Below are 26012 nucleotides of genomic sequence, written 5' to 3'. Positions count from 1 at the left end.
CACCAGAGGCGCGGCCCAGATCAAAGGGAGGATCACATGACACAACCGTACATGGCACAGGATCGTCGGATGGCCCTTTCAGAAATAGGCACGGCCCCGGCGGTTTTTCTAAGCTGACCGCCGGGACGCTGCCTTCTTCAGATCGTCATGACCACGCGGCCCTCGATCTGGCCCTTGTGCATGCGCTGGAAGATGTCGTTGACGTTCTCCAGCGGCTCGACCGACACCGTCGCCTTGACCTTTTCGTCGGCGGCGAACTGAAGCGCCTCCTGCAGGTCCAGACGCGAGCCGACGATAGAGCCGCGCACCGTCGTTCCGTTCAGCACCATGTCGAAGATCGACAGAGGGAAGTCGCCGGGCGGCAGGCCGTTCAGCGCGATGGTCGCCCCGCGCGAGGTCATGTTGACCGCCTGCTCAAACGCCTTGGGCGAAACGGCGGTGACCAGCACCCCCTGCGCGCCTCCATCCGTCTGGGCCTTGATCTCAGCAGCGGGATCGTTGGAAGTCTTGGCGTTGACGGTCACGGTGGCACCCAGACGCCGCGCCAGATCCAGCTTGGCGTCGTCAACGTCGACAGCGGCGACATTCATGCCCATCGCCTTGGCGTACTGGACCGCGACATGGCCCAGCCCGCCGATGCCAGAAATCACTACCCAGTCGCCGGGCCGCGTCTCGGTCATCTTCAGCCCCTTATAGACCGTGACCCCCGCGCACAGGATCGGCGCAATCTCGGTGAAAGAGATGTTGGCGGGCAGATGGCCGACATAGTTCGGGTCGGCGATAGCGTATTCCGCAAAGCCGCCGTTGACGGAATAGCCGGTGTTCTGCTGATCGTGGCACAGGGTCTCCCAGCCGCTGAGGCAGTGCTTGCAGTGACCACAGGCTGAATACAGCCACGGCACGCCGACCCGGTCGCCTTCCTTCACCAGCGTCACGCCTGCGCCCACGGCGGAGACGAAACCGACGCCTTCGTGGCCCGGAATAAAGGGCGGGTTCGGCTTGACCGGCCAATCGCCCTCGGCGGCGTGCAGGTCGGTGTGGCAGACGCCGGACGCCTCGATCTTGACCTGGATCTGGCCGGCACCGGGTTCGGGAATAGGCGCCTCTTCGATGGTCAGCGGCTTGCCGAATTCGCGCACGACGGCGGCCTTCATGGTCCTGGGCATGGATCAGTCCTTCTAGGTCGGATTGTGAAGGTGACGGGCGGGCCGAAAGCAGGTCATCGACCCGCCCGTCGTGGGGGACGCTCTCCGAAACGGTTGACGGAGAGCGATACAAGGATGACCGGTCAGGGGGTGGTCATCCTTGATTCAGATCAGAAGAAGCCCAGTTTGTCGGGGCTGTAGCTGACCAGCAGGTTCTTGGTCTGCTGATAATGGTCCAGCATCATCCGGTGATTTTCACGCCCGATGCCCGACTTCTTGTAACCGCCGAACGCCGCGTGCGCCGGATACTGGTGATAGCAGTTGGTCCAGACCCGGCCCGCCTGAACGGCGCGGCCCGCGCGATAGGCGGTGTTCATGTCGCGCGACCAGACGCCGGCGCCCAACCCATATTCGGTGTCGTTGGCGATCTCAATGGCTTCCTCCAGCGTCTTGAAGGTGGTCACGGCCAGCACCGGGCCGAAGATTTCCTCCTGGAACACCCGCATGTCGTTGGTGCCCTTGAAGATGGTCGGTTTGACGTAATAGCCGCCCGCCAGATCGTCCTTCAGCACGGCCTGATCGCCGCCGGTCAGAACCTCTGCCCCCTCATCTTTGCCGATCTTCAGATAGGAGAGGATCTTCTTGAGCTGCTGGTCCGAGGCCTGGGCGCCGACCTGGGTGGTCGGGTCCAGTGGGTCGCCCTGTTTGATGGCTTCGACGCGGGCGATCGCCTTCTCGATGAAGGCCTCATAGATGTCTTCGTGGATCAGGGCGCGGCTGGGGCAGGTGCAGACCTCGCCCTGGTTCAGCGCGAACATGGCGAAGCCTTCCAGCGCCTTGTCCAGGAAGGCGTCGTCGTGATCCATCACATCCTTGAAGAAGATGTTCGGCGACTTACCGCCCAGCTCCAGCGTCACGGGGATGATGTTCTGGGTGGCGTACTCCATGATCTTCTGGCCGACGGCGGTCGAGCCGGTGAAGGCGATCTTGGCGATGCGCGGATTGGTGGCCAGCGGCTCGCCGACCTCGACGCCGGTGCCGGACACGATGTTCAGCACGCCTGGCGGCAGCAGGTCCTGGATCAACTCCGCCACCAGCAGGATCGAGGCGGGCGTCTGTTCCGCGGGTTTCAGTACGATGCAGTTGCCCGCCGCCAGAGCCGGGGCGATCTTCCATGCCGCCATCAGGATCGGGAAGTTCCACGGAATGATCTGGCCGACCACGCCCAGCGGCTCGTGAAAGTGATAGGCGACGGTGTCGTTATCCAGCTCCGAAATCCCGCCTTCCTGCGCGCGGATGCAGCCGGCGAAATAGCGGAAATGGTCGATGGCCAGCGGGATGTCGGCGGCCAGGGTCTCGCGAACCGGCTTGCCGTTGTCCCAGGTTTCGGCCTCGGCGACAGCCTGCAGATTGGCTTCGATCCGGTCGGCGATCTTGTTCAGGATCAGGGCGCGCTGGGCCGGGCTGGTCTTGCCCCACGCGTCCTTGGCGGCGTGGGCGGCGTCCAGCGCCAGTTCGACATCCGCCTTGTCCGAGCGCGCGACTTCGCACAGCACGCGGCCGTTCACCGGGGACAGGTTCTCGAAATAGCGGCCGTTGACGGGGGCGACCCATTCGCCGCCGATGAAGTTGTCATAGCGTGCCTTGAACTTGGGGGTCGCAGCGCGGACGAATTCTGGCTTGGTCATCAAAGCCTCCTGCTTGTGTTCCTCGGGCGTCGATTATCGACGTCGTTGGGATCAGAAGGTCTGCCTGATTGGTGCGCGACGCCAGATGGCCGGATGATGGTGCAGCGCAAACCTGTAGCAGGAGTGCGACAGGTCGCGGTCAGTGAGGCTCGCCGCTCAGACCCAGCCGATGCAGCTTGCGGTGCAGGGTCGCGCGGCTGACGCCCAGGGCCCGCGCCGCCGCCGAAACATTTCCGCCGTTCAGCGCCAGCGCGCGACGCACCGCGCCGCGCTCGGCCTCCAGAAGGTCAGCCTCCACGCCGCCGCCGCCCAGAACCTCGGACGCCGCCAGCTGATTGGCGATCCGCTCGTCGGTGATCGACAGGGTCAAACGCGCCGCCCGCGTGGCGCCCACCACCAGATCATCGCGATCCACCGCCAGCAGGGCGGCCGCGTTCCGCTCCATCGGATCGCCGGCCAGCACGATCCGGGCGTCCGCGAACGCCTGCCGGAAGGCCTGCGCCTCGATGGCCCGAGCAGCGTCGGCGACGGCGGCGGCGATCAGGCCCAGCATCGCCTCGGTCGCGTCCGCCCGGCACGATGACACATCCAGCAGGCCCGCCAGCCGCCCCATCGGATCGTGGATCGGATGGCTGGTGCAACTCAGGGCCGTGTTGCGGGTGTGGAAATGCTGGTCGCGATGAATGGTCAGGGGGCGGTGCTCGGCCAGCGCCGTGCCGATGCCGTTGGTGCCCTCGACCGCCTCGGACCAGACTGCGCCGGGCCATAGGCCCCAGCGCTGGAACATCTCATCGTCCGCCGCCGCCCCGCGCCGCTCGATCGGCACGCCGTCGGCGTTGGTCAACAGTACGCAGCAGCCCGTATCGCCCACCGCCAGAAACAGTCGGTCCAGCACGCCCTGCGCCGCCAGCGTCATCGGCTCCATCGCCTGACGGGCTTCGCGCAATTGTTGTTCCGTCAGGCTTTCGGCGCGTCCCCGATCCTCAGGGTCAAGGCCGTAAAGTGACATGGATCGACGCCACGATGCAGCCAGCGCAGACCGGGCCGGTCCCGTGCCGTCGTCCAGCGTCTGGGTGATCAGGCGCCTGTGATCGCTTCCTGGCCGCTCGCCCATGGTGTCTCCCAGGCGTTGTATGCGGTCAGCATCAGACGCGTCGATGCGCCGAACGTCAATGCGACCTTCGGCGACACCCGTGGCCCAAACGCAAAACGCCCGCCTGGAAGGGCGGGCGTCCGGGGGGAGAGCCAGCGCCCTCCCCTTTGCAATCACTCGACTTAGAACGAGGCCGTCAGCGTCAGGGTGACCGTGCGCGGCGCGCCGTAGAAGGCGACGACCGAGTCGCCCGTCAATGCGCCAGGGAAGTTGTAGCCGCCTGCGCGGTAACGTTCGTCGCCCAGATTGCGACCCGCCAGACTGACGCGATAGCGGCTGTCCGGCGCGGTCCACAGCAGGGTCGCGTCGTAGAGCCAGTAGGCGCCCTGATCGAGGATCGGGATCGGCGTCTCGAACATCTGGGTCGCGCCACGGTAAGAAGCCGTCGGCGTGAAGACCAGCGAGCCCCGGGCGCCCAGGTCTATGCTGTAGGGCAGCGCGACCGCGCCGGTCCAATCCGGCGTGTTCTGGAAGTGGCGCTGATCAGCCAAGTTCTCGCGTTTGCCCGTCAGCGGGTTGAACGTGACGAAGTCGTTGAACTTGGCGTCCAGGTAACCCAGCGTCAGACGCGGCACGAAGTTGTTGGTGATCCGCGCGCTGGCTTCCAGCTCCCAACCCCAGATTTCGCTGGAGCCCGCATTGTCGACGAAGCTGACGACCGAGGTCGGCGGAATAAAGAATTGCGACGTGATCTGCTGGTTCTTGTAGTCCGACTTGAAGAAGGCGGTCGCAAAGTTGACCCGGCGGTCCAGCAACGAACCCTTCAGGCCGATTTCATAGGTGTCGACCAGTTCCGGCTGATAGCCATTGACCGTTTCCGGATACAGCGAGGCGTCGCCGCGCATATCGAAGCCGCCCGACTTGAAGCCGCGACCGTATGAGGCATAGCCGGTCAGTTCAGGCGTGAACTTGTAGCTGGCGCTGACCCGCGGCGTGAACTCCGAATAGGTGTCCGAGTTGCTGTAGTTCGTCGACGGCGCACCAACCGGAATGGCGTTCGGGTTGTGGAAGTACGGGCTGCGCAGACCGAGGTAGACTTGGCGCAGTTGCGTGACGCTCTTCTTGTCCTGAGTCCAGCGGCCGCCCAGCGACACCGACAACTGATCCGTCACATCATAGTTGAAATCCGCGAAGACCGCGAAGCTCTTGGTGTCGACCTTGCCACCCGTATAGGTGGTGATGCCCGCATTGCCGACGACCGTGTCAAATGCGCCCTTGGCCATGGCGTCCATGTAGAAGACGCCCGCAACACCCTGCCAGCGCGAGCCTTGGAACAGCAGCTGGAACTCCTGCGTCAGTTGGCTGTCACCGTAATAGCCGGGGATGTCCAGGATCGGCTGCGGCAGACCGTCGAAGTCAATCCCGTCGCCCTTGGTGTCGCCGTCACGATAGGCCGTGATGGACTTCAGGGTGATGGCGTCGGAGACGGTCCATTCACCGGTCAGCGACAGGCCGCGCGTGCGGACATAGCCTTCATCGCCAATTCCAGCGCGGGTGTCGTAAACATTGTCCAGCGTCGGCGCCAGCATGCGCGAACCGTGGCGGGCGTTGGAGTTGTCTTCGGTCAGGTCACCGGCCAGACGGAAGAACAGGCTGTCGCTCGGGGTCCACTCGACGCTGGCGCGGGCGGCGGTGACATCCTTGTCGTAGTGTTCGGCGCCGGTGTTCAGGTTGGTCCCGTAACCGTCACGCGTGTAGCGGGCGATGGCGCCGCCGATGCGCAGGGTGTCGTTCAAAGGCGTCGAACCTGAGGCGATCAGGTCGATCTGGTTATAGCTGCCGTAGGCGGCCTTCAGCGTGGCTTCCTGTTCCTGCGACAGGCGCTTGGTCACATATTTGATCGCGCCGCCGATGGTGTTGCGGCCGTACAGGGTGCCCTGCGGTCCACGCAGGACTTCCAGACGCGCGATGTCGAAGACGTCCAGAACCGCACCCTGCGGACGGGCGACATAGACGTCGTCGATATAGAGGCCCACGCCGGGCTCAAAGCCCCACAGCGGGTCCTGCTGGCCGACGCCGCGGATGAACGAGGTCAGGGTCGAGTTTGAGCCGCGCGCGACCTGAACGGTGGCGTTCGGAGTCTGCTGCTGTAGGGTGGTGATGTCTGCGGCGCCGGTCTGCTCCAGACGTTCGCTGGTCACGGCGGTGACAGCAACGGGCACGTCCTTCAGGGTTTCTTCGCGACGGCGGGCGGTGACGACGACGTCGTCTACATTGGCGGCCTGATCAGCAGAGTTCTGCTGCGCGAAGGCGGGCGCTGCGAACAGCGGGGCTGCGACGAAGACGCTGGTCATCAGCGCCAGACGCAGATGTCTGGTGTATCCCATTCTCTTTTCCTCTCCACGCGCGGTCGTTCAGTCGCCGCTGGTATGTGTTGGGCCTACGGTGGTCAGTGAATGGCCTCGTTGTCAACATCATTCATTCCTTCATGAATGACGAACCGCAAAACGGCTCGACATGAGCGGGAGGGTTGTTCATCCTAAAATGAACGAGTGCGACGCAGATCGCCCAAGGGACGGACAATGAATCAGATCAACGACACTGCGACTCATCCTGTCGTGACGACCCCATCGGGCGACCTTCGCGGCCGTCGCGAGGGTTCGGCGAATGTGTTTCGCGGCATTCCATACGCCGCCGCACCGATCGGTGATCTGCGCTGGCGGGCGACTCAGCCGCACCCGAAATGGGAAGGCGTGCGTGAGGCGTCCGAGTTCGGACAGTCGCCGCCCCAGGCTGGGCCTACCGACGTAGCCGACATCGTCTCCATCGGCGGCGCGCCCGAACCGACCAGCGAAGACAGTCTGACGCTGAACATCTGGTCTCCCGCCGATGCCGCCGCGCCCTTGCCGGTCATGGTCTGGCTGCACGGCGGCTCTAACCGGATGGGCGCAGGCTCCCTGCCCTTCTATGACGGCTCGGCCTTCGCTCGGGACGGCGTGCTGCTGGTCAGCGTCAACTACCGCCTGGGCCATCTGGGCTTCTTCGCCCACCCGGCGCTGGCGTCCGAGGCGCCCGCGCACGAACCCCTGGGTCAGCAGGGTCTGCTGGACCAGATCGCAGCCCTGGAATGGGTGCGGGACAATATCGCCGCCTTCGGTGGCGATCCGACGAACATCACCCTATTCGGTGAATCAGCGGGCGGCTTGGACATCCTGGCTCTGATGACCGCCAAGCGCGCACGCGGTCTGTTCCACAAGACCATCGTCCAGTCGGGCGGCGGCTGGCTGCCTGCGACGCCGTTGAAAACAGCACTGGAACGCGGCGTTGCGGCCGCGACGGCGCTAGGTTTGACCAATCCAGACGCCGCCGCTCTGCGCGCCGTTGAGCCCAAGCAACTGATGGCCGTCGAAGGCGCCTTCAATCCCGTCATCGACGGACGCCTGCTGGACCGCGATCCCGTCAGCGCCTTTGCACGCGGTGACTTCGCCGATGTGCCGATGATGATCGGCGCCAACTCGGGCGAGGATTCGCTGCTGAACTACGGTGGCGGGTTGAAACGGTTCGGCCAGATCATCAAGCCGACCGACAAACTGGCCGCGGTCTATCCCGAGGCCGGGGGCGACAAGGATGAACTGGTGCGTCTGGGCTTCCGCGACTTTGGTTTCGCCGCCCCCGCCCGCTGGATCGCCGCCCGTCCGCGCAAGTCCAAGGCCTGGCTCTACGCCTTTGACTATGTGGAGGAAGCCCGCCGCGCCACGGTGAAGCGCGCCGCCCACGCCGCCGAAATCTTCCATGTGTTCGAGACGCTGGACCAGCGCCCCGACGACTCGCCGCCCGCCACCGACGCCGACCGCGCCTTCAGCGCGGCCATGCACGCCCGCTGGGTCGCCTTCGCCAAAACCGGCGCGCCCGGCGCCGACTGGCCTGCCTATAATCCCGTCAAGGACGCCTGGATGGTGTTCAACTCCACGCCCGGCGGCGAGGTGAAGCGCGGTTGGTGGAAGACGTCGCTGGACCACCATCTGCGCAAGGCCAAGGTGCTGATCCTGCTGCTGCGCGCGCGTGATCGCCTGCGCCTGGTTTTCTCGGCTAAGATGCCGCGATGACAACCGCCAAGCCCCGCGTAAAACCGACCTCCAAGCCCAAGGCTCAACGTCGCGAGGAAACCACCGCCCGCATTCTGGACGCCGCAGAGGCCCTGTTTGCGCGCGACGGTCTTCACGGCGTGACCCTGAAGGCCGTAGCCAAGGAGGCCGGCGTCGATACGGCCCTGCTCCACTATTATTTCGACGACAAGAACCGGCTGTTCTCGACCGTTTTCGGGCGGCGGGCAGAGGTGGTGAACCGGGCGCGGCTGGACAGTCTGGATCGGTATGAGGCCGAGTTCGGCGACGACATGACCATTCGCGGGGCCATCGACGCCTTCCTGCGCCCGCTGTTCGTGCTGTTCGACGGGGATCCAAGCTGGCTGAACTATGCCGCCCTGGTGGCCCAGGTGAACAACACTCCGGTCTGGGGCGGCGACACCATGCACCAGCATTTTGACCCGGTGATCCACCGTTTCATCGGCGTGCTTCAGCGCATTTCGCCAGAGACGCCGGATCGTCAGATCTACTGGTTCTATCACCTGCTGTCCGGCTCGCTGACCCTGTCGCTGGCGCAGACGGGCCGGATCGACACCCTGTCGGGCGGCCTGTGCAAGTCATCCGAAATGGTGGCCATCTGCGACGCGATGGAAACCGTCTTCACCGGCGGGTTCGAGGCCATGCGCCGCGCCTGAATGCAAACGAGGGGCGTCCCGCAGAACGCCCCTCGCCTCTCCGATCACTCAGGCCATGTCGGCGGTTATGGCGCCGCCGGGACGAAATCGACATCAAAGGCGCAGGCCTGATCATAACGCCCCTTGGCGGCGTCGCAGAGGGCGGCGACCGACGCCGGGGTCGGCTTATTGCCGCTGTCGACCCAATCCATCATGGCTTCGAAAATCGCCACATATTCCGGCGCATGCAGCGCGCTGTGGCTGGTCTCGTTCGTGAAGGTCTGGACCAGCAGATCGGACCGGCCAGCGGCGGCGACATGATCGCGATAGACCGCTTCATGCCAGACAAAGGCGGTGGGATCGTATTTGCCGTGAATGGTCAGGGTCGGGGCCACGATCATGCCCGACAGGTCGGCGTCATAACTCAGCCGCGCCAGCGCCATCGGATCAGCCGAAAACCTCTGCACGCCCGCATTCAGCGCCGCATCATCATGTGATCCGGCATAGACGGTGTCCGCGTTCGAGAAGGGATTGAGGCCGTCCAGCCGACGCTGAACCATGTCACGGAACAGGAAGGTGCCCCATGCCAGGTGGCCGACCAGTTGATCCTCCTCAACGCCCGTAACCGCCAGAATATCGGCCAGATTGCGTTTCTGGATCGCCGAACGCTGGGCCTGAGGCAGGCCGACGCCGGTGCAGGTTTTAACACGCTCCGCCAATTGGGCGCGCGTCAGGCGTGAACCTTCCGGCAGACCCTGCCACAGCGGATACTGCGGCTCGTTCGGCTGGGGATGGTTGTTGCAATAATACTGATAGACCGCGCGCAGATCGGCGCGGAAGCCGTAGGCGTGCGTCCCGCCCGCCAGCACGCCGCTGGTCAGGACGACGCCGTCCCAGACCACCTTGCCCTCGGCGTCGCGAGCGTAGAGTTCGGCGGCCTTGGAGGCGACGTTTCCGCCCCATGATTGCCCGTGCAGCAGGGTGCGGCGCGGACGACCGAACTGATCCCAGAACAGCTGGCGCAGGTCATTGGTGTCTTCGGCCGCCATACGTACGCCGTAGCCGCCCCTGCGATAGGTGGAGCCCGCCCAGGCGAAGCCCTCCTTCACCGTCATGGAGAAGCGGTTCAGGTCCTCAAGCGGATCGTCGATCCTGGGCGCGCTCGTGCGGGGCCCGCCGTGCGCGTGGACGATCAGCGTGCCGTTCCAGTTCTGCGGCACGGCGATCCAGTAGAAGCCGCCCTTGGCCGCCTGCCCCGACCAGCAACGCGTGCCTTGCGGCAGCGTGTCAGGACAGGCGGCCTCGGCAGGCGACGGCGCGGTCGACGCTGTCGGGATCGCGTCGCCCTGGCCCGCGATACGCTGCGGGGCTGTACTCTGGGCGAAGGCTGCACCGGGGGCGAATACAAACGCCACCCCCAGAACCGCCAAACGAAGCCAATCGCGTCGAACCGTCATCGCCGTCTCCTATCCTTGGATCAGAACGTCTTGGAGACGGTGATGTACCAGTAGCGGCCCCATGGGCTGTGGACCGTGCCGCGATAGCCGTTGTCGGCCAGCGGCGGACCTTCGTTGGTCAGGTCGCGCGCGCCCAGACGGACGCGGGTTTCATCGGGGAAAGCATAGTCGACATAGCCGTTGATCGTCTGGCGGCCATCAACCTCCCAGGGCGAACCCGAGGCTCCCAGCAGGCCGGGCTGATCAAAGCCGCTGACATACTGGCTGGACGCGCCCGCACGCCACGGCCCCTTGCGCCAGGTCAGGCTGGCGTTGACCCGCCATTCGGGACGTCCGTTCTGACCGATCAGTTGCGTCGGGTCCGGCAGGGTCGTGCCGGCGTTGATCGCGCCGCTTTCCCGCGCGGCGTACAGTTCATTGACGATGTCGCCCGGATCACGCGTGAATTGCTCCAGCTTGGAGGCGTTCACATTGACGGTGAAGGAGCCGTAGCGCGTGCGGCGCAGGGACCAGTTCATCGCCAGGTCCAGCCCCGAAACCGTCTGCGGCTGCAGGTTGATGAAGCGGTCGTTGATCGAAACCACATCCCCCGCAGGCGACAGACCCGTACCGTCGAACAGCAGGATGTCTTCCGGCGTCGGCGCGCGACGGTTCACCAGCGTGTTGGTCTGACCCTGCATGCGGTACAGGTAATCCAGCGCCAGCGCCGTCTGGGCGCCCAGCAAGCCGACGATCTTCTCCTGCTCGATCCGCCAGCGGTCGATGGTGAAGGTGAACGTGCCGAAGCGCGACGGAATGAAGTGTGGCTGCAGCACCAGCCCGTACGAGGTGTTGGTGCTCTCTTCCGGCTCCAGGTCCGGGTTGCCCGCGACCAGCAGCGATACGCCTGAGGTGTTCTGCGAGCACTGGGCGAAGTTGGTGATGCGGCCCGCGCGCAGGTCGGCTTCACAGCGCACATAGTCCACGCCGCTGGCCAGACGACCGTATTCAGTGGCGTTGGTCTGTTCCAGGTTCGGCGCACGGAAGCCTTGCGAGTACGACCCGCGAACCCGCACGCCATCGATCACGTCCCAGGCGGCGGCGATCTTGGGCTTGGCCACCGAACCGAAGTCCGAATAGTGCTCGTAGCGACCGGCCAGTTGAAGATCGACGCGCTGGACCAGCGGGATGTTCATCTCGGGCGAGATCACCGGCACGGCGAACTCGATATAGGTCGAGAAGACGTTGCGGCTGCCCTTGGTGTCCGGGTTGGGGCTGACGGCCGAAACGTTCGACGGGTTCTTCTCACCCGTCACCATGTCGGTGAAGGTGTAGGTGCCGTCCACGTTCTCGTCGCGGTCGTCGCTCTGGGTTTCGCGACGCGCTTCCAGGCCGAAGGCCATGCCCACCTGACCGGCAGGCACATTGAACAGGTCGCCACGCGACAGTTTGAAGTCCACCATGCTCAGGGTCGTCTTGGACACGCGGCGCATGTCGAAGACGATGGCGTCGATTGCAGCCTGTGAACTGGGCGAGCAGTCGCCATAGCTGGGCGTGCCGACGCAGCCGCCGCTGAACGGATTGTAGGCGTCCGGCGTGGACAGGGCCAACTGCTTCTGCAGGGCCGTCATGTTGATGTTGGGCGAGCTGTCGGTGGCCTTAGCTTCCGAATAGAGCAGCGCCGACTCCCAGTTGAACCCGCGCCATTCGCCCCGCAGACCGCCCAGCAGGCGAGCCTGATAGTTGTCGACCTTGACCACCTGGAAGCCCGTATCGACGAAGCGGTAATTGGTCATCAGGACCGGCAGACCGCCCGTCGGCACGCCGGTCAAGCCCGGCAGACGGTTGGGGTTCAGCGTGCCGTCGGCGAAGGTCACAGGACCGAACGGGTTGTAATAGTTGCTGGCCGGGATCCAGATTTGGTTCAGGTTGACCACCGGCGGCTGCACCGCCCGGCTGCTGGCGCTGTAATAACCGATCTCGCCAAAGGCCTCGACGTCCGGCGTGATGTCGTAACGCCCCGTCAGGAAGATGTTCATCCGTTCGACCGACGGACGCACCGTTGTGTCGTGACGGGTGTCGTAACGCATGTCACGGTTGGTCGTGTTGAAGTTATGGTTGCCGCTGGCGATGCAGATGTCGTTGCCGACGCTGACGCCGCAGCCGAAGCTGGTCGGCTGGTAGCGGAAGGCGCCCGCCGCATTGGTCACGGCCACGCCGTTGGAGCGGATCACTGCGCGCGACCCGACAGACAGACGGGCCCAAGGGGTGTGCGATGACCGACCGTCCAGGGACTGAACGCCAGCGAAATCCGGATAGCCCGAGAACAGGTCACGCAGATCGTCAGAACGGGTGAAGTCCTGATCCGACGCCCACAGCGCGGATCGCGAAGCGTAGTTGGCGAAGATCGAGACATTGCCGCGGTCGAAGTTCTTGCCCGCGAACAGGTTGGTTTCGAAGTCGCGCATCTGCGTGCCTTCTGCGCCGCCGTAGCGGGCGCTGATCGACAGGCCGTCGATGTTATCGCGCAGCACGGTGTTGACCACGCCGGCCACAGCATCCGCGCCATAGATGGCGGCCGCGCCGTCCAGCAGGACTTCCAGACGCTCCAGGCCAGCAACCGGGATGGCGTTGGAGTTGTAGCTCAGCACCGGCACGGTGCCGGTGTCGGACGTGCCCTGGCTGGTCGGGTGCTGCACCACCCGGCGACCGTTCAGCAGCACCAGGGTGTTGCCCACGCCCAGCGAGCGCAGATTGACCGAGTTCACGTCGCCGCGCGCCGAGTTGGAGGTCTGGGCGCCGCTGGAGCTGTCGAACTGGACATCGCCCATCTGCGGGATAGTGCGCAGCAGTTCGTCGCCGGTGGAGGCGCCAGTGGCCTCGATCTGCTCACGGTCGGCGACCACCACCGGCAGGGCCGCCGTGGTGCGGGCGCCGCGGATGTTGGTGCCGACGACGACAATGTCATCGACCTGGGCGGCTTGCTCCGCGGCGATCGGTTCGGCCTGCGCCCAGGCTCCGCCAGCGGCCATCAGCGTCACAGCCGAAGCCGTGGTCGCCAACAGAGCGAATTTCGAGTGTCTGTTCATTCCTGTTCCTCCTCTTGGGCCGTCGTTGATCGACGGTCCCCCCTCTCAAGATGCGTCCGGCAGATCAGTCGTCTGCGAGGACAGTCGGGTCGCCCGGCCCAGCGGCCGGATCGGGTTGTGCGGCGATGGGCGTGGGCGCGCCGTTCAGCGCAGCCTTCAGCGCGTCACGGTCCAGTTCGCCTTCCCAGCGCGCGACCACGATGGTGGCCACGGCGTTGCCGATGAAGTTGGTCAGGGCCCGGCACTCGCTCATGAAGCGGTCGATGCCCAGGATCAGCGCCATGCCGGCGACCGGCACGCTGGGGACCACCGACAGGGTCGCCGCCAGGGTGATGAAGCCCGCGCCCGTGATGCCCGCCGCGCCCTTGGACGACAGCATGGCCACCAGCAGCAGCAGGATCTGGTCCTGCAGGCTCAGGTCGATGTTCAGCGCCTGGGCGATGAACAGGGCCGCCATCGTCATATAGATGTTGGTGCCGTCCAGATTGAACGAATAGCCGGTGGGGACCACCAGACCGACGACAGACTTGGACGCGCCCGCCCGCTCCATCTTGGAGATCAGGCTGGGCAGAGCCGCTTCCGAAGACGAGGTGCCCAGCACCAGCAGCAGTTCTTCCTTCAGGTAGCGGATCAGCTTCAGGATGTTGAAGCCGTTGGCGATGGCGACCAGCCCCAGCACGCCGACCACGAAGATGATGGCGGTCAGATAGAAGGTGGCGATCAGCGCAAACAGATTGGCGACCGAGGCGATGCCATAGGCGCCGATGGTGAAGGCGAAGGCGCCGAACGCCCCGATGGGCGCGGCCTTCATCAGAATGCCGACCAGCTTGAAGAAGGCCGCGCTGGCGGATTCCAGGAAGGTCAGGACCGGCTTGCCCAGATCGCCGACCATGGCCAGGGCCAGGCCGAACAGCACCGAAACAAACAGGACCTGCAGGATGTTTCCGGTCGAGAATGCGCTGACGACCGTGTCGGGGATCACCCCCATCAGGAAGCCGATCAGGGTGCTCTCATGCGCCGCCTGGGCATATTGAGCGACCGCGCCCTTATCCAGGGTAGCCGGATCGATGTTCAGGCCGTGGCCCGGCTTGACCAGATTGGCGACGATCAAACCGATGATCAGGGCCAGGGTCGAGAAAACCAGAAAATAGGCGAAGGCCTTGGCCGCGACCCGGCCGACCCGGCCGATGTCGCGCATCCCGGCGATGCCGGTGACGATGGTCAGGAAGATCACCGGCGCGATGATCATCTTCACCAGCTTGATGAAGCCGTCACCCAGCGGTTTCAGGCTCTCGCCGAAGGTCGGCCAGAAGTGTCCGATGGTCCCGCCCAGGGCGATGGCCACCAGCACCTGGAAATACAGATGACGATAAAACGGACGGCGCACAGGGGTCGCCGACGCAGCGGACGCGGTGGGGATCAAGTGAATGCTCCAGACAGCGAGCCCGGCTCGCGATTTCCTCCGCGCAATCTGTGTCGCGCTTGAAGATCAGTTTCAGGGGCGCAGACCCTATCGCCAAGCGGCCACGCGAACAGCATCAACAATCTGTTTCTTAAAAGTATTTTTGAATTAACAGCAGTCGTTCGATTTCAAATGTGCGTCAAACCGCGCAAATATGTGGCTGTTTTGTGCGGATTATCGCACAGTAGCGCCATGCCGTTTCGTCGTTTCGATTTCCGAATCCTCGCCTTCTGGCGGACCCGCTCGCGGCGGATATGGTTCGCGCTGATCCTGACCTGGCTGATCGTCACCGTGGCTGCGGCCTATCTGGCGGGCGCGACCGCGCGCCGGGACGCCAGCGCCGAATTGGGCCGTCAGTCCGAAGCGGCCACCGCCCTGCACGCCGCCGTCCTGCGCAGCGAACTGGAGAAGCACCGCTCGCTGCCGTTGGCGCTGGCCACCGATCCCGAAATCGCCCAACTGCTGGACGCCGCGCCCGGCGCTTCTTCTGAGGCTATCAACCGCAAGCTGGAGGAACTGGCCCGACAGACGCGGGCGGCGGTCATCTATGTCATCGACGCCAAGGGCCAGACCCGCGCCGCCAGCAACTGGCGCCTGCCGACCAGTTTCGTCGGCGCCGACTACAGCTTCCGCCCCTATTTCATCGGCGCCATGCGCAACGGCAGGGCCGAGTTCTTTGCGCTGGGCACCGTCAGCGGTCGTCCAGGCCTGTATCTGTCACGCCGCGTCGATGACGCCCGCGGACGTCCGGTCGGGGTTGTCGTGGTCAAGGTCGAGTTCGATGCGTTGGAGGCCGAATGGGCGGCGTCAGGCGAACCCGCCTATGTCGTCGATCCGGGCGGCGTCATCCTGATCACCAGCGTGCCGGAATGGCGGTTCCGCACCCTGAAGCCGCTGGACCTGGCCAGCCGCCAACTGACGCTGGCCGATCAGACCCTGGGTCACGAAGCCCTGACGCCCCTGCCCTTCGCCACGCCGGACACCAACCGCCCCAGCCTGATCAAGGCGCCGCTGGGCGGTGTGGAGCGCGATTGGATGCACAGCCGCGCCGGTACGGCGACGCCTGGCTGGACCCTGCATCTGCTGACGCCGACCCGCGGCGCCATCGAGAGGGCGACCGCCAACGCACGCGCCCTGACGGCGCTGATCCTGACCCTGATCTTCGGTGTTGGCGGGGTGCTGCTGCGCCGTCGCCAACAGGCGGTCGCCCGTGAACGCGCGACCGAGGCCGCCCGCATCGAGCTGGAGCGGCGCATCGCTGAACGGACCCAGGATCTCAGCGACGCCAACCTGGCCCTGAACCGCCAGATCGAGGAACGCCAGCTGGCTGAAGCGGCGCGCGAGGCCCTGCGCGACGAACTGGTGCAGGCGGGCAAGCTGGCCGCGCTGGGCCAGATCGCGGCGGGCGTAGCGCATGAAATCAACCAGCCCGTCGCCGCCATCCGCACCCAGGCCGAAACCGCCGCCGCCTATCTGGAGCGGGATCAGGCGTCCAAGGCCGCGCGCCCCCTGCAGAAGATCGGCGACCTGACCGCCCGGATCGGCGCCATCACCCAGGAGCTCCGCGCCTTCTCGCGCAAGGCCGAGCCCAGACTGGAGGCTGTGCCGTTGCCCCAGGCCATCGACGGCGCCCTGCTGCTGCTGGGCGGACGGATGCGTCAGCTCGGCGTCCGACTGGTGCGTGAAAAGCCGCCCGCCAATCTGATGATCATGGGCGACCGGTTCCGGCTGGAGCAGGTCATCGTCAATCTGATGCAGAATGCGATGGAGGCGCTGGAGGACACCCCCGCGCCCGTCGTCACCCTGTCGATCCTGCATCGGGGCGCCGAGATCGACCTGATCGTCGCCGACAACGGCCCCGGCGTTCCCGCCGACATCCGCGACCACTTGTTCACGCCCTTTGTCACCAGCAAACCGAACGGGCTCGGCCTGGGCCTGGTCATCTGCCGTGACATCATCGCCAGTTTCGGCGGCGAACTGTCCCTGCGTCCGTCACCCACGGGCGCTGAGTTCGTCATCACCCTGAAGGCCGCCTGATGGAATTCACCCGCCTGACCGCCGTCGCCCTGGTCGAGGACGACGAGGATTTCCGCAACGCCCTGAACGAACGTCTGTCGCTGGAAGGGTTCGAGGTTCAGGCCTTTCGCACCGCCGACCTCGCGCTGAAAGCCGTCACTGCCGACTTCCCCGGCGTGGTGGTGACCGACCTGCGGATGCCGGGCATGGACGGTCGCCAGCTGCTGACCCGGCTTCAGGCGCTGGACCCCGCCCTGCCCGTCATCCTGATCACCGGGCATGGCGACATAGCCGAGGCGGTCGCCGCCATGCGGGACGGCGCCTATGATTTCGTGGCCAAGCCCTTCGCCTTCGACCGCCTGCATGACAGCCTCAGACGCGCCATGGAGAAGCGGGCGCTGGTGCTGGACAACCGCCGTCTCGCCGCCCTGTCGTCGGAAGCAGGGGTGGAGTTGCCGCTGCTGGGCGAAAGCCGCGCCATCCGTTCGCTGCGAGCCACAATCGCCCAGATCGCCGACGCCCGCATGGACGTGTTGATCGAGGGCGACACCGGCGTGGGCAAGGAGGCCGTCGCCCGCGCCCTGCACAACGGCGGTCGTCGCCGGCCGCATCCCTTCGTCGCCGTCAACTGCGGCGCCCTGCCCGACGGCATGGTGGAGAGCGAGCTGTTCGGCCACGAACTGGGCGCCTTTGCAGGCGCCCTGCGCCGCCGCGTCGGTTACGTCGAACGCGCCCACAACGGGTCGCTGTTCCTCGACGAGGTCGAGAGCATGCCCCTGACGGTGCAGGTGAAGATGCTGCGTGTGCTGGAGGAGCGCGAAGTCCATCCGATCGGCGCCAACGAACCCCGCGTTCTGGACCTGCGCGTTCTGGCCTCGGCCAAAAGCGATCCTGCGCGCGCGGTCGAGGAAGGCCGCCTGCGCGAAGACCTGTTCTATCGCCTCAACGTCGTGCGTCTGCGGGTGCCGCCGCTGAAGGAGCGGCGTGAGGACATTCCCCTGCTGTTCGCGCATCTGTTGGCCCGCGCCCCGACCGCGCCGGGCGCCCATACGCCGCCGGTGACCGACGCCGTGCGTTCGCGCCTGCTGGAAGCCGATTGGCCCGGCAACATCCGTGAACTGGCCCATTTCGCCCAACGCTTCGCCCTAGGCCTTGAGCAGGTCGACGCGGCGCAGTCAGAGCTGGACCTCAGTCTGATCGAACGTGTCGCCCGGTTCGAAGCCCAGGTCCTGACCGACACCCTCAGCGACGCGTCTGGCGACATGGTCGAGGTCCAGCGCCGCCTGAAAATTCCCCGCAAGACACTGTACGACAAACTGGCCCGCCACGGCTTGAAGGCCTCCGCCTTCCGCACTGGGAAATCAGGCGCCGACAAGACCGGCCCCGACAAATCAGGCCTGGATTAGAAACCCCGGCCTGTCGTTGTCCCGCCACGAAGCGATGCTATGTTCCCGATGCAGAGTGATCGGGAGCATGATCGCCCCCGACGCTCTGTGAGCCGAAATCGGGACCGACGACATGGCGCAAAACGCCGGGCAGCCAAGCCATTATCCGACCCGCGCCGCGCGTATCGCGGATCTGGTCGTGCATCTGGTCGGATTGGGGTTCGCCCTGTTCGGCGGCGGCGTCCTGCTGGGCCTGTCAGTCGCGCGCGGGGATGTCGGCGTCATTGCCGCGGTCAGCGTCTATGCCGTCGGGCTCTTGGCCATGCTGGGCTTCTCGACCGCATACAACTTCGCCAAGCCGTCGTGGCAGCCGATGATGCGTCGCCTGGATCACGCGGGCATCTTCCTGATGATCGCCGCCTCCTACACGCCCTTCACGACCCACACTTTGACGGGCGTCTGGGCCATCGCCATGACGGCGACCATCTGGACGCTGGCGTCGTTGGGCGCGCTGGGCAAGCTGTTCCTGCCGGGGCTGGGGCGCGGCTTCTGGGTCGCCATCTACATCGCCTTGAGCTGGCTGGTGCTGCTGGCCTTCAAGCCGATGCTGGCCCACGGCTCTTGGGTGGCCCTGCTGCTGCTCGGCATCGGCGGCATGGTCTATATGTCCGGCGTGCTCTTCTATGTGCAGAAACGGCTGAAGTATTTCCGCGCCATCTGGCATGGCCACGTCGTCGCCGCCGCCAGCGTCCACTGGGCCGCCGTTCTGGTCGGCGTGGTCCTGCTGAACGGCTCGCACTAAGCGGTTTCAGACCACAAAGGCGAACTCCAACCTCGTCTGGCCCGTCGCGGTCCCGCTGGCGTCAAAGCGGCGTTCCGTGATCAGCCCCCGCCCCTGCGCGTCGATCATCACCACCGTGCTGCACCGTGTGCCGTACTGCGGATTGCGGATGAAGATCGGCGAGACGCGCGGCTCCCACGGCGCATCGGATGGTTCGGCCGGGACCACGCCCTCCTGCTCCAGCCGATCTTCATGCAGGCCATCCATCAGCACGTCCGGGGCATCGCTGTTCGCCAGCCAGTCGGACATGATGGTCTTCAGCCGCACCGTCTTGGGCCACGGCTCATCCAACTGTCCGTTCGACAACCCATAGACGCCGGGCGACAGATCCTGCCGCTGCGGCTCTGGCTGATTGGTCCAGAATGTCGCCGCGTCGCCAATGACCCGGATCAGGTTGAAGGGGCTGAAACGCTCCAGTTCGGCGTCCGTCGGATCGATGAAATCACCCTCTCCGCGCAGCATATCGCTGAGCAGCAGGCCGCGTGACGGGGCATTGGCCCTGGGCCCTCCAAAACCGCGCAGATTGGTCACGACCGCCAACCGCCCCTGTTCCGACACGCCCAACCATGTCCCGCCGGACAGCCGATCACGCCCCGCGATGACGTGTTCCGCCTCGGCCCAGCGCGCCAGAGGATCGGCAGGCCGGGCATGAAGCTCATCCCGGTTTCCCGCCAACACCAGACGCCAGCGCGGATGCGCCCGCCAGGCTAAGGCCAGGACGCACATGGCGATCTCCGCTCATCAAGGACGTTCATCCCCTCGGCTTACGAGCCTGAGATCGCCGCGTCACCTCATGAAGTGGCCGATCAGCGCACTTCGAAAGTCGTGGTCAGGTCCGCGCGCGAGTCCCCGCCGATCCACACATCGAACACGCCGGGATCGATCACCCATTTGCGCTCCGCCCCGCTCCAGTATTTCAGCTCCGCCTCGCCCAGGGTGAAGGTCAGGGTGCGGCTTTCACCCGGCGCAAGGGTGATGCGCTGGAAGCCCTTCAACTCACGCACAGGACGGGTCGCGCGCCCGGCCCGCTGGTGGATGTAAAGCTGGGCCGTCTCGTCTCCCGCGCGCGCGCCGGTGTTGGTCACGACGACAGACACCGTCAATTGTCCGTCTGCCGCAATGCTGGGCTGGCTCACGGCGATGTCGGAGAATTTGAAGTCGGTGTAGCTGAGGCCGTAGCCGAACGGATACAGCGGCGTGGACGCCTCGTCCCAATAGCGGGTCGCCGCCGTGGCCGGGTCCTTGGTGCGGTTGTGGGCGTAGTACAGCGGGATCTGACCCGCATCGCGCGGCCAGGTGATCGGCAGCTTCCCGCCGGGGTTCACATCGCCGTAAAGCACATTGGCGACTGCGGCTCCGCCCTCCGAACCCGGATGCCAGGCTTCCAGAATGGCCGGAACCTGGGTCGCAGCACGGCGGATATCCAGCGGACGGCCATTGACCATCACCATCACGACCGGCTTGCCCAGGGCAGTGACGGCGTCGATCAGCTTCTGCTGCTCGCCCGGCAGGGACAGTGACACGCGCGAGGCCTGTTCGCCGCTCATGTAATAGTCTTCGCCGACTGTCAGGATGATCAGGTCCGAACGCTGCGCCAGCTCCAGCGCCCGCGCATATTCCGCCTCGGCTTTCGCTTCATCCCAGCGCGCAGGCATGGGCCGCATGGCCGAGAACATCGACGGCGTGCCGCGACGAATCTGCACGCCCGGCGCCGTCTCGACTTGAGCCGCGCCTTCCAGTTTGGCCTTCAGGCCCTTGAAGATGGTGACAGTCTCGTCCGTCTTATCGGCGAAGGCCCAGGGCCCGACCGTATCGACGGGCGAATCCGCCAGCGGCCCGATGACGGCGACACGCTGGTGGGCGCCGCGTTGCAACGGCAGGGCGCCGTCCTTGTTCTGGAGCAGGACCATCGCCTGCTCCGCCGCTTGACGCGCCAGCACGCGGTGATCAGGCGCCGTCAGCACGGACTCGGTCAGGGAGGCGTCGACATAGGGGTTTTCAAACAGCCCCATCTTGAACTTGGCGATCAGCACACGCCGCACGGCGCGGTTCACCACGGCCTCGTCCAGACGCCCGTCACGCACGGCGGCAACCAGATTGTCAAAGGCCCCCGTCCCCATCGCCATCTCCATGTCGTTCCCGGCGCGGATCGAGCGGATGGCGGCGTCGGTGGCATCGGTGGCGAAATGCTGTGGGATCAGGCTGCGCACGCCGTTGGCATCCGACACGACGAACCCTTCAAAACCCAGTTCATCGCGCAACAGGCCGTTCAGCAGCCAGTCGTTGGCCACCGCCGGCACGTCGTTCAGCTCCATATAGGCGCTCATGACATTGGCGGCGCCCGCGTCGATCGCGGCGATGAAAGGCGGCAGATAGACGTTGTAAAGCTGGGTGTCCGACAGGTTCACGCTGTCATAGTCACGCCCGCCCTCGGACGCGCCATAACCCAGGAAATGCTTGGGGCCTGCCAGCACATGGCCTGGCGCGCCGATGGTCTCGCCCTGAAAGCCGCGCACCTGGGCCGCCGCCAGAACCGACGCAAGGTAGGGGTCTTCGCCCGGCCCCTCGACGATGCGGCCCCAGCGCGGATCGCGCGTCAGGTCCAGCATGGGGGCGAAGGTCCAGTGAATGCCCGATGCGCGGGCCTCCTGCGCGGCCACGCTCTGCGACTGTTCCACCAGTCCGGGGTTCCAGGTCGCCGCCATCGCCAGCGGCACGGGGAAGACGGTGCGGAAGCCGTGGATGACGTCGTATCCGAACAGCAGCGGAATCCCCAGCCGGGTCTCCTCCACCGCCATCTTCTGAATGCGGTTCACGACGACCGGATCACGCACGAACAGCACTGAACCCAGTTGGGCGGCTTTCACGCGGGTTTCGACGGGCGCGGCGCTGCCCAGCACGAACTGCTGGCTGACCTGACCGACCTTCTCCTCCAGCGTCATGCGCGCGATCAGGGCGTCAGCCCGCGCCTCCGGCGACTGAACAGCTGCAACAGCGGATACAGGTGCGGCCGGTCTGGCGATCACGGAGGTTCCGGTCAGGCTGCACACGGCGACACCGACAAGAAGACGTTTCAGAAGTCGCGATCGCATCAGACGCACCCCAGTAAAAAAGAAGGCCGATGTGGACGCTGATCCACATCGGCCAGTCAGCAAGCAGGACGGCCCGGGAGAGCCGATCAGCTCAGGTTAGAAGGTCTTGCGAAGCCCGATCGAAACCACCCGCCCCAGGGTCGAGCCGTTCGCGGTTCCGCCGTTCCCGTTGTAATACGGCGGTGCTTCATCAAAGAGATTGTCGACGTTCAGCGTCACCGTGGTGTCGCTAAAGGCGCCGCTGAGGCCAAGGTCATACGAACCGAACAGATTGACGGTGGTGAAGCCGCTGACCTTGTTCTGATTGGGTATGCCCGTCAGGTCCGCTGAAGAGCTGTGATTGACCGTCAGCTCCCCCGCAAAGGCGCCCGAGATCAGGCCGCTGGAAGCGACCAGAGAGTAACGTCCGGTGCCGTTCTTGAACTCGTTGATCTTAAGGTCCTGTTTGGAAAGACGGCTTTCACGGTTCAGACCATAGGTTCCGGCCAGACCGACGTGCCACAATCCGAACGAGGCGGGACGCGCATATCGCAGGTTGAAATCGATGCCGTCAACATCCAGCGTGCCGAAGTTATGACGGCGCGCATCGAAGAAGATGGCTGGCGATTGGCCGCCTAAATAAAGCGACGCCAGACTGGGCGCGCCATCGACAGGCAGCCCCCCTAGCTTCGCCGTCAGGGCCTCCAGTGTCGGGTTCCGGATGAACAGGGAGGCGAAGCCTGGATTTGTGAAGAAAGAGCCTCGACCGACTGGCGTCACGCCGATCGCATCCTGGAACGCCACATTATAATAGGTGACGCTGGCGGTCAGGCCCTCAAGCGCCCCCTCGGGGTGCCAGTCGAAGCCCAGCGACCAGGTGTCTGCCGTTTCAGGCTTAAGGTCAGCGTTGCCGCCTGCCAGAATAAGGGTAGAACGCGCGATCTCACCCGGGAGCGCATCAGGCGGCAACACCGGGCTGAAACGTATAACCTGGACGCGAGTGTCAACACCGTCGCCCATGTCGGCCAGGCTGGGCGCGTGGAACGAGGTGCCCCAGTTGCCGCGGAAGGTCAGGGTCGAGATCGGGCGATAGGTAAAGCCGATCTTCGGGTTGGTGGTGTCGCCCACATCGCTGTAGCTGTCATAGCGCACCGACGCCGACAGATCGAGCGACCCCATGCTCGGGCTGTTGAACACGGGCGCCAGGACTTCGGCGAACAGCGATTTCACATCACGGCTGATCGATGAACGCACCAGGTTCAGCGCCGACGGAGCGCCATTGCCCTGCTGCGCCTTCAGCGTCTCTTCGTGATATTCGACGCCGACAGCCAGCTTCACATCGCCGGCAGGCAGGGTGAACAGATTGCCGTCGACAACGGCGCGCGCCTCGCGGATTTCCTGAACCGAATGGCCGTAGTTCTGGAAGTCGATGATGCCCTTCAGCACCGCCGCATTGGTGGCACCGATATTATAGGGGTTCAAAGCTGTCGCCGCCGTGGTTCCGGCCAGAGCAGCGGCTTCCGCCGTCGTGTTGATGCCCCAACTGCGAACCTGATTGGTGCTGCGCCCCCAGTTCAGCGACGCCTTCAGACGCCAGTCGTCATTGATCTGATAGGTCAGCGACGGCGTAAACCCAGCCGAGGTGAATCGGCTGTTGTTCTTCGGCAAGGAGCCCCCCCAAGCGTCATCATAGTTGAAGGTGACAATATTCCCGAGCTCACCCGCAACCGACTGGAAATAGGGGTTCAGCGCCGTGATCAAGCCGCCGCCGGCCAAACCAGTACCTTCTCCTACCGAAATACCACGACGCGAGGTTTCACGCTGCGAATAATAGGCCGTGGCGTCCAGCGACAGGCGATCATTGACCGTCTGGCTGACAGTGGCGAACAGGCTATGGCGCTCTTCTTCTGGATAGAAGTCAATCACCTTGGCCAAGTCGCAAAGATTGGCGCCCGGCGTACGGCCCGGCATTTTAAAGTCTGTACCCGGAAGTAGGATCGAGAACGGATTCGGCACGGTGATCGTACCTGGCGAGCAGGATTTGCTGCGGTAATCACCGCCCCCGCGCGAGGTCAGATCCTGGGTGAAGTAGTCGCGGTCTGCACCGGCTATGTTGCTGTGTTCAGCATAGGCATAGGAGATGATACCCGAACCGCCGTCCCAGCTCTTGCCCGCCGTCAGGTTCAGGTCGAACTGGTCATAGCCGTCGCCCACGCCGTAACGGCCCGTGGCCTCGATGCCTTCGAACTTCTTGCGGGTGATGAAGTTGACCACGCCGCCGATGGCGTCCGAGCCATAGATGGACGAACCGCCGTCCGGGATCACTTCAACCCGCTCCAGCACGCCGGGCGGAATGACCGACGGATCGGGTGATGTCTGCAAAATACCTGCGCCGACCATGCGGTTGCCGTTCAGCAGGACCAGGGTGGTCGAACCACCGGATGCACCCAGATTGCGGATGTTCGGACGGTTGATCGGCAGGGCCATGGTCGCGCCCGGCTGGGGCGCGGTGTTGAAGGCGCTGGAAATCTGGGGGATGCGCGCCAGAAGGTCGTTGGACGAGGCGGCGCCCGTGGCGATCACGTCCTGACGGCCCATGCTGACCACATTGGTGCCGGTCGGGGCCACGCCGCGCAGCAGGGTGCCGGTGACGACGATGTCATCAACCTCGGTCGCCGCTGCGCTGTCGGGCGCAGGCGCGGTCTGGGCCGAAGCGGCTCCAGCGGCGGACAGGCCGATCACGACCATCGCCGTCGTGGCCAGAAGCCGTGTGTTCAAGGGTGCGTTGCGCATCTGTTTTCCCCCAGGTCGTCGGACCTGCCCGCCTTCGCGGGTCTTTCCTGGATATTGATCCGCCGGACGGGTGCCCGATCAGACTGTCGTTTCCGGCGACGGTTGAGCCGTCGTCCCAGATTGTGAGTTGAGGTTCCGCGATTTCAAAAAACAGGTCAAGAACTATTTGAGCGATTGCATAACCAAATAGCTTGGGGCTAGCCTGACTGTTTCCGGACGGCCACAAAGCGCCGCCCTCGCCGCTGCCTTAGGTGGTTCACCCATGTCTTCTCTGTTCGCCCGCTTCGGCCCGCTGGCCGCCGCCGCCGCCCTCGCCCTGCCCGCCTGCGCTCAAAGCACAGTCAAGGTCGCGCCGCAGCACGCCGTCTCAAGCGCCAACCAGACCGCGCCCCAGACCTTCGCCATCTGGCCCGGCGCCGCACCGGGGTCAGAGCGCGCGACCCAGGTCGAGACCATCAGCCGCTTCCCCGGCGCGGGCTTCGAGGTGGTGCGCAACGTGACGCGCCCGACGCTGGAGGTGTTCCGACCCGAACCCGGCATGGCGACTGGCGCTTCCGTCGTCATCGCGCCGGGCGGCGGCTTCCGCTACCTGACCATGCAGGCCGAGGGTGCCGATGTGGCGCGCGCCCTGACCGCACACGGCGTCACCGTCTTCGTGTTGAAATACCGCACGCTGGAAACACCCGCCGACGACGGCCAGCACTGGCGCGAATTCTTCGTCTTCATGGCGGGCGCGGCGCGTTCCAACGGCGCCTTCAATCTGGATGAAGCTTCGGTTCAGGGCGTCGCCGACGGGGTGCAGGCCCTTCGCCTGGTGCGCCAGCGCGCCGCCGAGTTCCAGATCGACCCGGCCCGTGTCGGCATGATCGGCTTTTCCGCCGGCGCGCGTGTGACGGCCGGCGCTCTTCTGGACGCCGACCCGGCGGCCCGCCCCGCCTTCGCAGGGCTGATCTATGGCGCCACCTTCAACGACGCCGCCCTGCCCGCCGACCTGCCGCCGGTTTTCCTGGCCGTGGCGGGCGACGACAAGCTGGCTGAGCCGACCGTGCTGAACTTCTACCGCGCCGCAGCGAACAAAGGCCGCCAGCCCGAACTGCACCTCTATCGCGACGGCGGCCACGGCTTCGGCATGAACAAACAGGGCAAGAGCAGCGACTTCTGGATCAACGATCTGGTGAACTGGCTGCAAGTCCAGCAACTGGCCCGCCCCTGACCACGAACCGAAACGGGCGGC

Annotated in this window: 16 protein-coding genes; 6 read left to right on the top strand and 10 right to left on the bottom strand. The window is 65.2% G+C overall.

Annotated features, from left to right (window positions below; all coding sequences use genetic code 11):
* Window positions 1-137 precede the first annotated feature (137 nt).
* The 4 genes from adhP to JKF87_RS12715 form a co-directional block, all read right to left on the bottom strand.
* The gene (gene adhP / locus JKF87_RS12730; RefSeq protein WP_201100265.1) at window positions 138-1166 is read right to left on the bottom strand and encodes an alcohol dehydrogenase AdhP; all 1029 of its coding nucleotides are present in this window, start codon (window positions 1164-1166) and stop codon (window positions 138-140) included.
* A gap of 149 nt (window positions 1167-1315) precedes the next feature.
* Window positions 1316-2833, bottom strand: a complete 1518-nt coding sequence (exaC, locus tag JKF87_RS12725; RefSeq protein ID WP_201100264.1) for an acetaldehyde dehydrogenase ExaC — start codon at window positions 2831-2833, stop codon at window positions 1316-1318.
* Between the two features lie 139 nt (window positions 2834-2972).
* A complete protein-coding gene (locus tag JKF87_RS12720; protein WP_201100263.1) occupies window positions 2973-3947 on the bottom strand; it encodes a GAF domain-containing protein in 975 nt (324 codons plus the stop codon).
* Window positions 3948-4108: 161 nt separating this feature from the next.
* Complete coding sequence (locus tag JKF87_RS12715) at window positions 4109-6313, bottom strand: TonB-dependent receptor (protein WP_236261363.1); 2205 nt, start codon at window positions 6311-6313, stop codon at window positions 4109-4111.
* Between the two features lie 195 nt (window positions 6314-6508).
* Here JKF87_RS12715 and JKF87_RS12710 point away from each other — a divergent pair, with 195 nt between their 5' ends.
* A complete protein-coding gene (locus tag JKF87_RS12710) occupies window positions 6509-8032 on the top strand; it encodes a carboxylesterase/lipase family protein (RefSeq protein WP_201100262.1) in 1524 nt (507 codons plus the stop codon).
* Window positions 8029-8706: a TetR/AcrR family transcriptional regulator gene (locus JKF87_RS12705; protein ID WP_201100261.1), complete on the top strand. Its 678-nt coding sequence runs from the start codon at window positions 8029-8031 to the stop codon at window positions 8704-8706. Before JKF87_RS12710 ends, JKF87_RS12705 begins: the two co-directional genes overlap by 4 nt.
* 65 nt (window positions 8707-8771) lie before the next feature.
* Here the strand turns inward: JKF87_RS12705 and JKF87_RS12700 are convergent, their stop codons facing one another.
* From JKF87_RS12700 to JKF87_RS12690, 3 genes are all read right to left on the bottom strand, one after another.
* Window positions 8772-10142 (bottom strand): hypothetical protein, encoded by a 1371-nt coding sequence (locus JKF87_RS12700; protein ID WP_201100260.1) that lies wholly within the window; start codon window positions 10140-10142, stop codon window positions 8772-8774.
* A gap of 20 nt (window positions 10143-10162) precedes the next feature.
* A complete protein-coding gene (locus tag JKF87_RS12695; RefSeq protein WP_201100259.1) occupies window positions 10163-13210 on the bottom strand; it encodes a TonB-dependent receptor domain-containing protein in 3048 nt (1015 codons plus the stop codon).
* A gap of 64 nt (window positions 13211-13274) precedes the next feature.
* Window positions 13275-14633 carry a dicarboxylate/amino acid:cation symporter gene (locus JKF87_RS12690; protein ID WP_236261362.1) on the bottom strand — a complete coding sequence of 453 codons (1359 nt, stop codon included), beginning with the start codon at window positions 14631-14633 and terminating at the stop codon, window positions 13275-13277.
* Between the two features lie 231 nt (window positions 14634-14864).
* Between JKF87_RS12690 and JKF87_RS12685 the strand changes: the two genes are divergently transcribed.
* The 3 genes from JKF87_RS12685 (at window position 14865) to trhA (ending at window position 18875) form a co-directional block, all read left to right on the top strand.
* Window positions 14865-16709: a sensor histidine kinase gene (locus tag JKF87_RS12685; RefSeq protein ID WP_201100258.1), complete on the top strand. Its 1845-nt coding sequence runs from the start codon at window positions 14865-14867 to the stop codon at window positions 16707-16709.
* Window positions 16709-18094 carry a sigma-54-dependent transcriptional regulator gene (locus tag JKF87_RS12680; protein ID WP_201100257.1) on the top strand — a complete coding sequence of 462 codons (1386 nt, stop codon included), beginning with the start codon at window positions 16709-16711 and terminating at the stop codon, window positions 18092-18094. Before JKF87_RS12685 ends, JKF87_RS12680 begins: the two co-directional genes overlap by 1 nt.
* Before the next feature lie 112 nt (window positions 18095-18206).
* Complete coding sequence (trhA, locus tag JKF87_RS12675) at window positions 18207-18875, top strand: PAQR family membrane homeostasis protein TrhA (protein WP_201100256.1); 669 nt, start codon at window positions 18207-18209, stop codon at window positions 18873-18875.
* Between the two features lie 6 nt (window positions 18876-18881).
* Here the strand turns inward: trhA and JKF87_RS12670 are convergent, their stop codons facing one another.
* The 3 genes from JKF87_RS12670 to JKF87_RS12660 form a co-directional block, all read right to left on the bottom strand.
* Window positions 18882-19640, bottom strand: a complete 759-nt coding sequence (locus JKF87_RS12670; protein WP_201100255.1) for an NRDE family protein — start codon at window positions 19638-19640, stop codon at window positions 18882-18884.
* Between the two features lie 80 nt (window positions 19641-19720).
* Complete coding sequence (bglX, locus tag JKF87_RS12665) at window positions 19721-22006, bottom strand: beta-glucosidase BglX (RefSeq protein ID WP_201100254.1); 2286 nt, start codon at window positions 22004-22006, stop codon at window positions 19721-19723.
* Between the two features lie 96 nt (window positions 22007-22102).
* Window positions 22103-24778, bottom strand: a complete 2676-nt coding sequence (locus JKF87_RS12660; RefSeq protein ID WP_201100253.1) for a TonB-dependent receptor plug domain-containing protein — start codon at window positions 24776-24778, stop codon at window positions 22103-22105.
* A gap of 262 nt (window positions 24779-25040) precedes the next feature.
* Between JKF87_RS12660 and JKF87_RS12655 the strand changes: the two genes are divergently transcribed.
* Window positions 25041-25991 carry an alpha/beta hydrolase gene (locus tag JKF87_RS12655; protein ID WP_201100252.1) on the top strand — a complete coding sequence of 317 codons (951 nt, stop codon included), beginning with the start codon at window positions 25041-25043 and terminating at the stop codon, window positions 25989-25991.
* Window positions 25992-26012 lie beyond the last annotated feature (21 nt).

The sequence above is a fragment of the Brevundimonas nasdae genome (assembly GCF_016654005.1).
Classification (GTDB): Bacteria; Pseudomonadota; Alphaproteobacteria; order Caulobacterales; family Caulobacteraceae; genus Brevundimonas; species Brevundimonas nasdae.
The sequence above is the reverse complement of the archived record's forward strand: the minus strand, read 5'-3'. Positions and strand labels throughout refer to the sequence as shown.

Excerpts from the sequence above, each read along its gene's own strand:
- bglX (WP_201100254.1), bottom strand. The coding sequence starts at position 22,006 with ATGCGATCGCGACTTCTGAAACGTCTTCTTGTCGGTGTCGCCGTGTGC.
- JKF87_RS12660 (WP_201100253.1), bottom strand. The coding sequence starts at position 24,778 with ATGCGCAACGCACCCTTGAACACACGGCTTCTGGCCACGACGGCGATG.
- adhP (WP_201100265.1), bottom strand. The coding sequence starts at position 1,166 with ATGCCCAGGACCATGAAGGCCGCCGTCGTGCGCGAATTCGGCAAGCCG.
- JKF87_RS12720 (WP_201100263.1), bottom strand. The coding sequence starts at position 3,947 with ATGGGCGAGCGGCCAGGAAGCGATCACAGGCGCCTGATCACCCAGACG.
- JKF87_RS12655 (WP_201100252.1), top strand. The coding sequence starts at position 25,041 with ATGTCTTCTCTGTTCGCCCGCTTCGGCCCGCTGGCCGCCGCCGCCGCC.
- trhA (WP_201100256.1), top strand. The coding sequence starts at position 18,207 with ATGGCGCAAAACGCCGGGCAGCCAAGCCATTATCCGACCCGCGCCGCG.
- exaC (WP_201100264.1), bottom strand. The coding sequence starts at position 2,833 with ATGACCAAGCCAGAATTCGTCCGCGCTGCGACCCCCAAGTTCAAGGCA.
- JKF87_RS12695 (WP_201100259.1), bottom strand. The coding sequence starts at position 13,210 with ATGAACAGACACTCGAAATTCGCTCTGTTGGCGACCACGGCTTCGGCT.
- JKF87_RS12680 (WP_201100257.1), top strand. The coding sequence starts at position 16,709 with ATGGAATTCACCCGCCTGACCGCCGTCGCCCTGGTCGAGGACGACGAG.
- JKF87_RS12705 (WP_201100261.1), top strand. The coding sequence starts at position 8,029 with ATGACAACCGCCAAGCCCCGCGTAAAACCGACCTCCAAGCCCAAGGCT.
- JKF87_RS12710 (WP_201100262.1), top strand. The coding sequence starts at position 6,509 with ATGAATCAGATCAACGACACTGCGACTCATCCTGTCGTGACGACCCCA.
- JKF87_RS12685 (WP_201100258.1), top strand. The coding sequence starts at position 14,865 with ATGCCGTTTCGTCGTTTCGATTTCCGAATCCTCGCCTTCTGGCGGACC.
- JKF87_RS12670 (WP_201100255.1), bottom strand. The coding sequence starts at position 19,640 with ATGTGCGTCCTGGCCTTAGCCTGGCGGGCGCATCCGCGCTGGCGTCTG.
- JKF87_RS12715 (WP_236261363.1), bottom strand. The coding sequence starts at position 6,313 with ATGGGATACACCAGACATCTGCGTCTGGCGCTGATGACCAGCGTCTTC.
- JKF87_RS12700 (WP_201100260.1), bottom strand. The coding sequence starts at position 10,142 with ATGACGGTTCGACGCGATTGGCTTCGTTTGGCGGTTCTGGGGGTGGCG.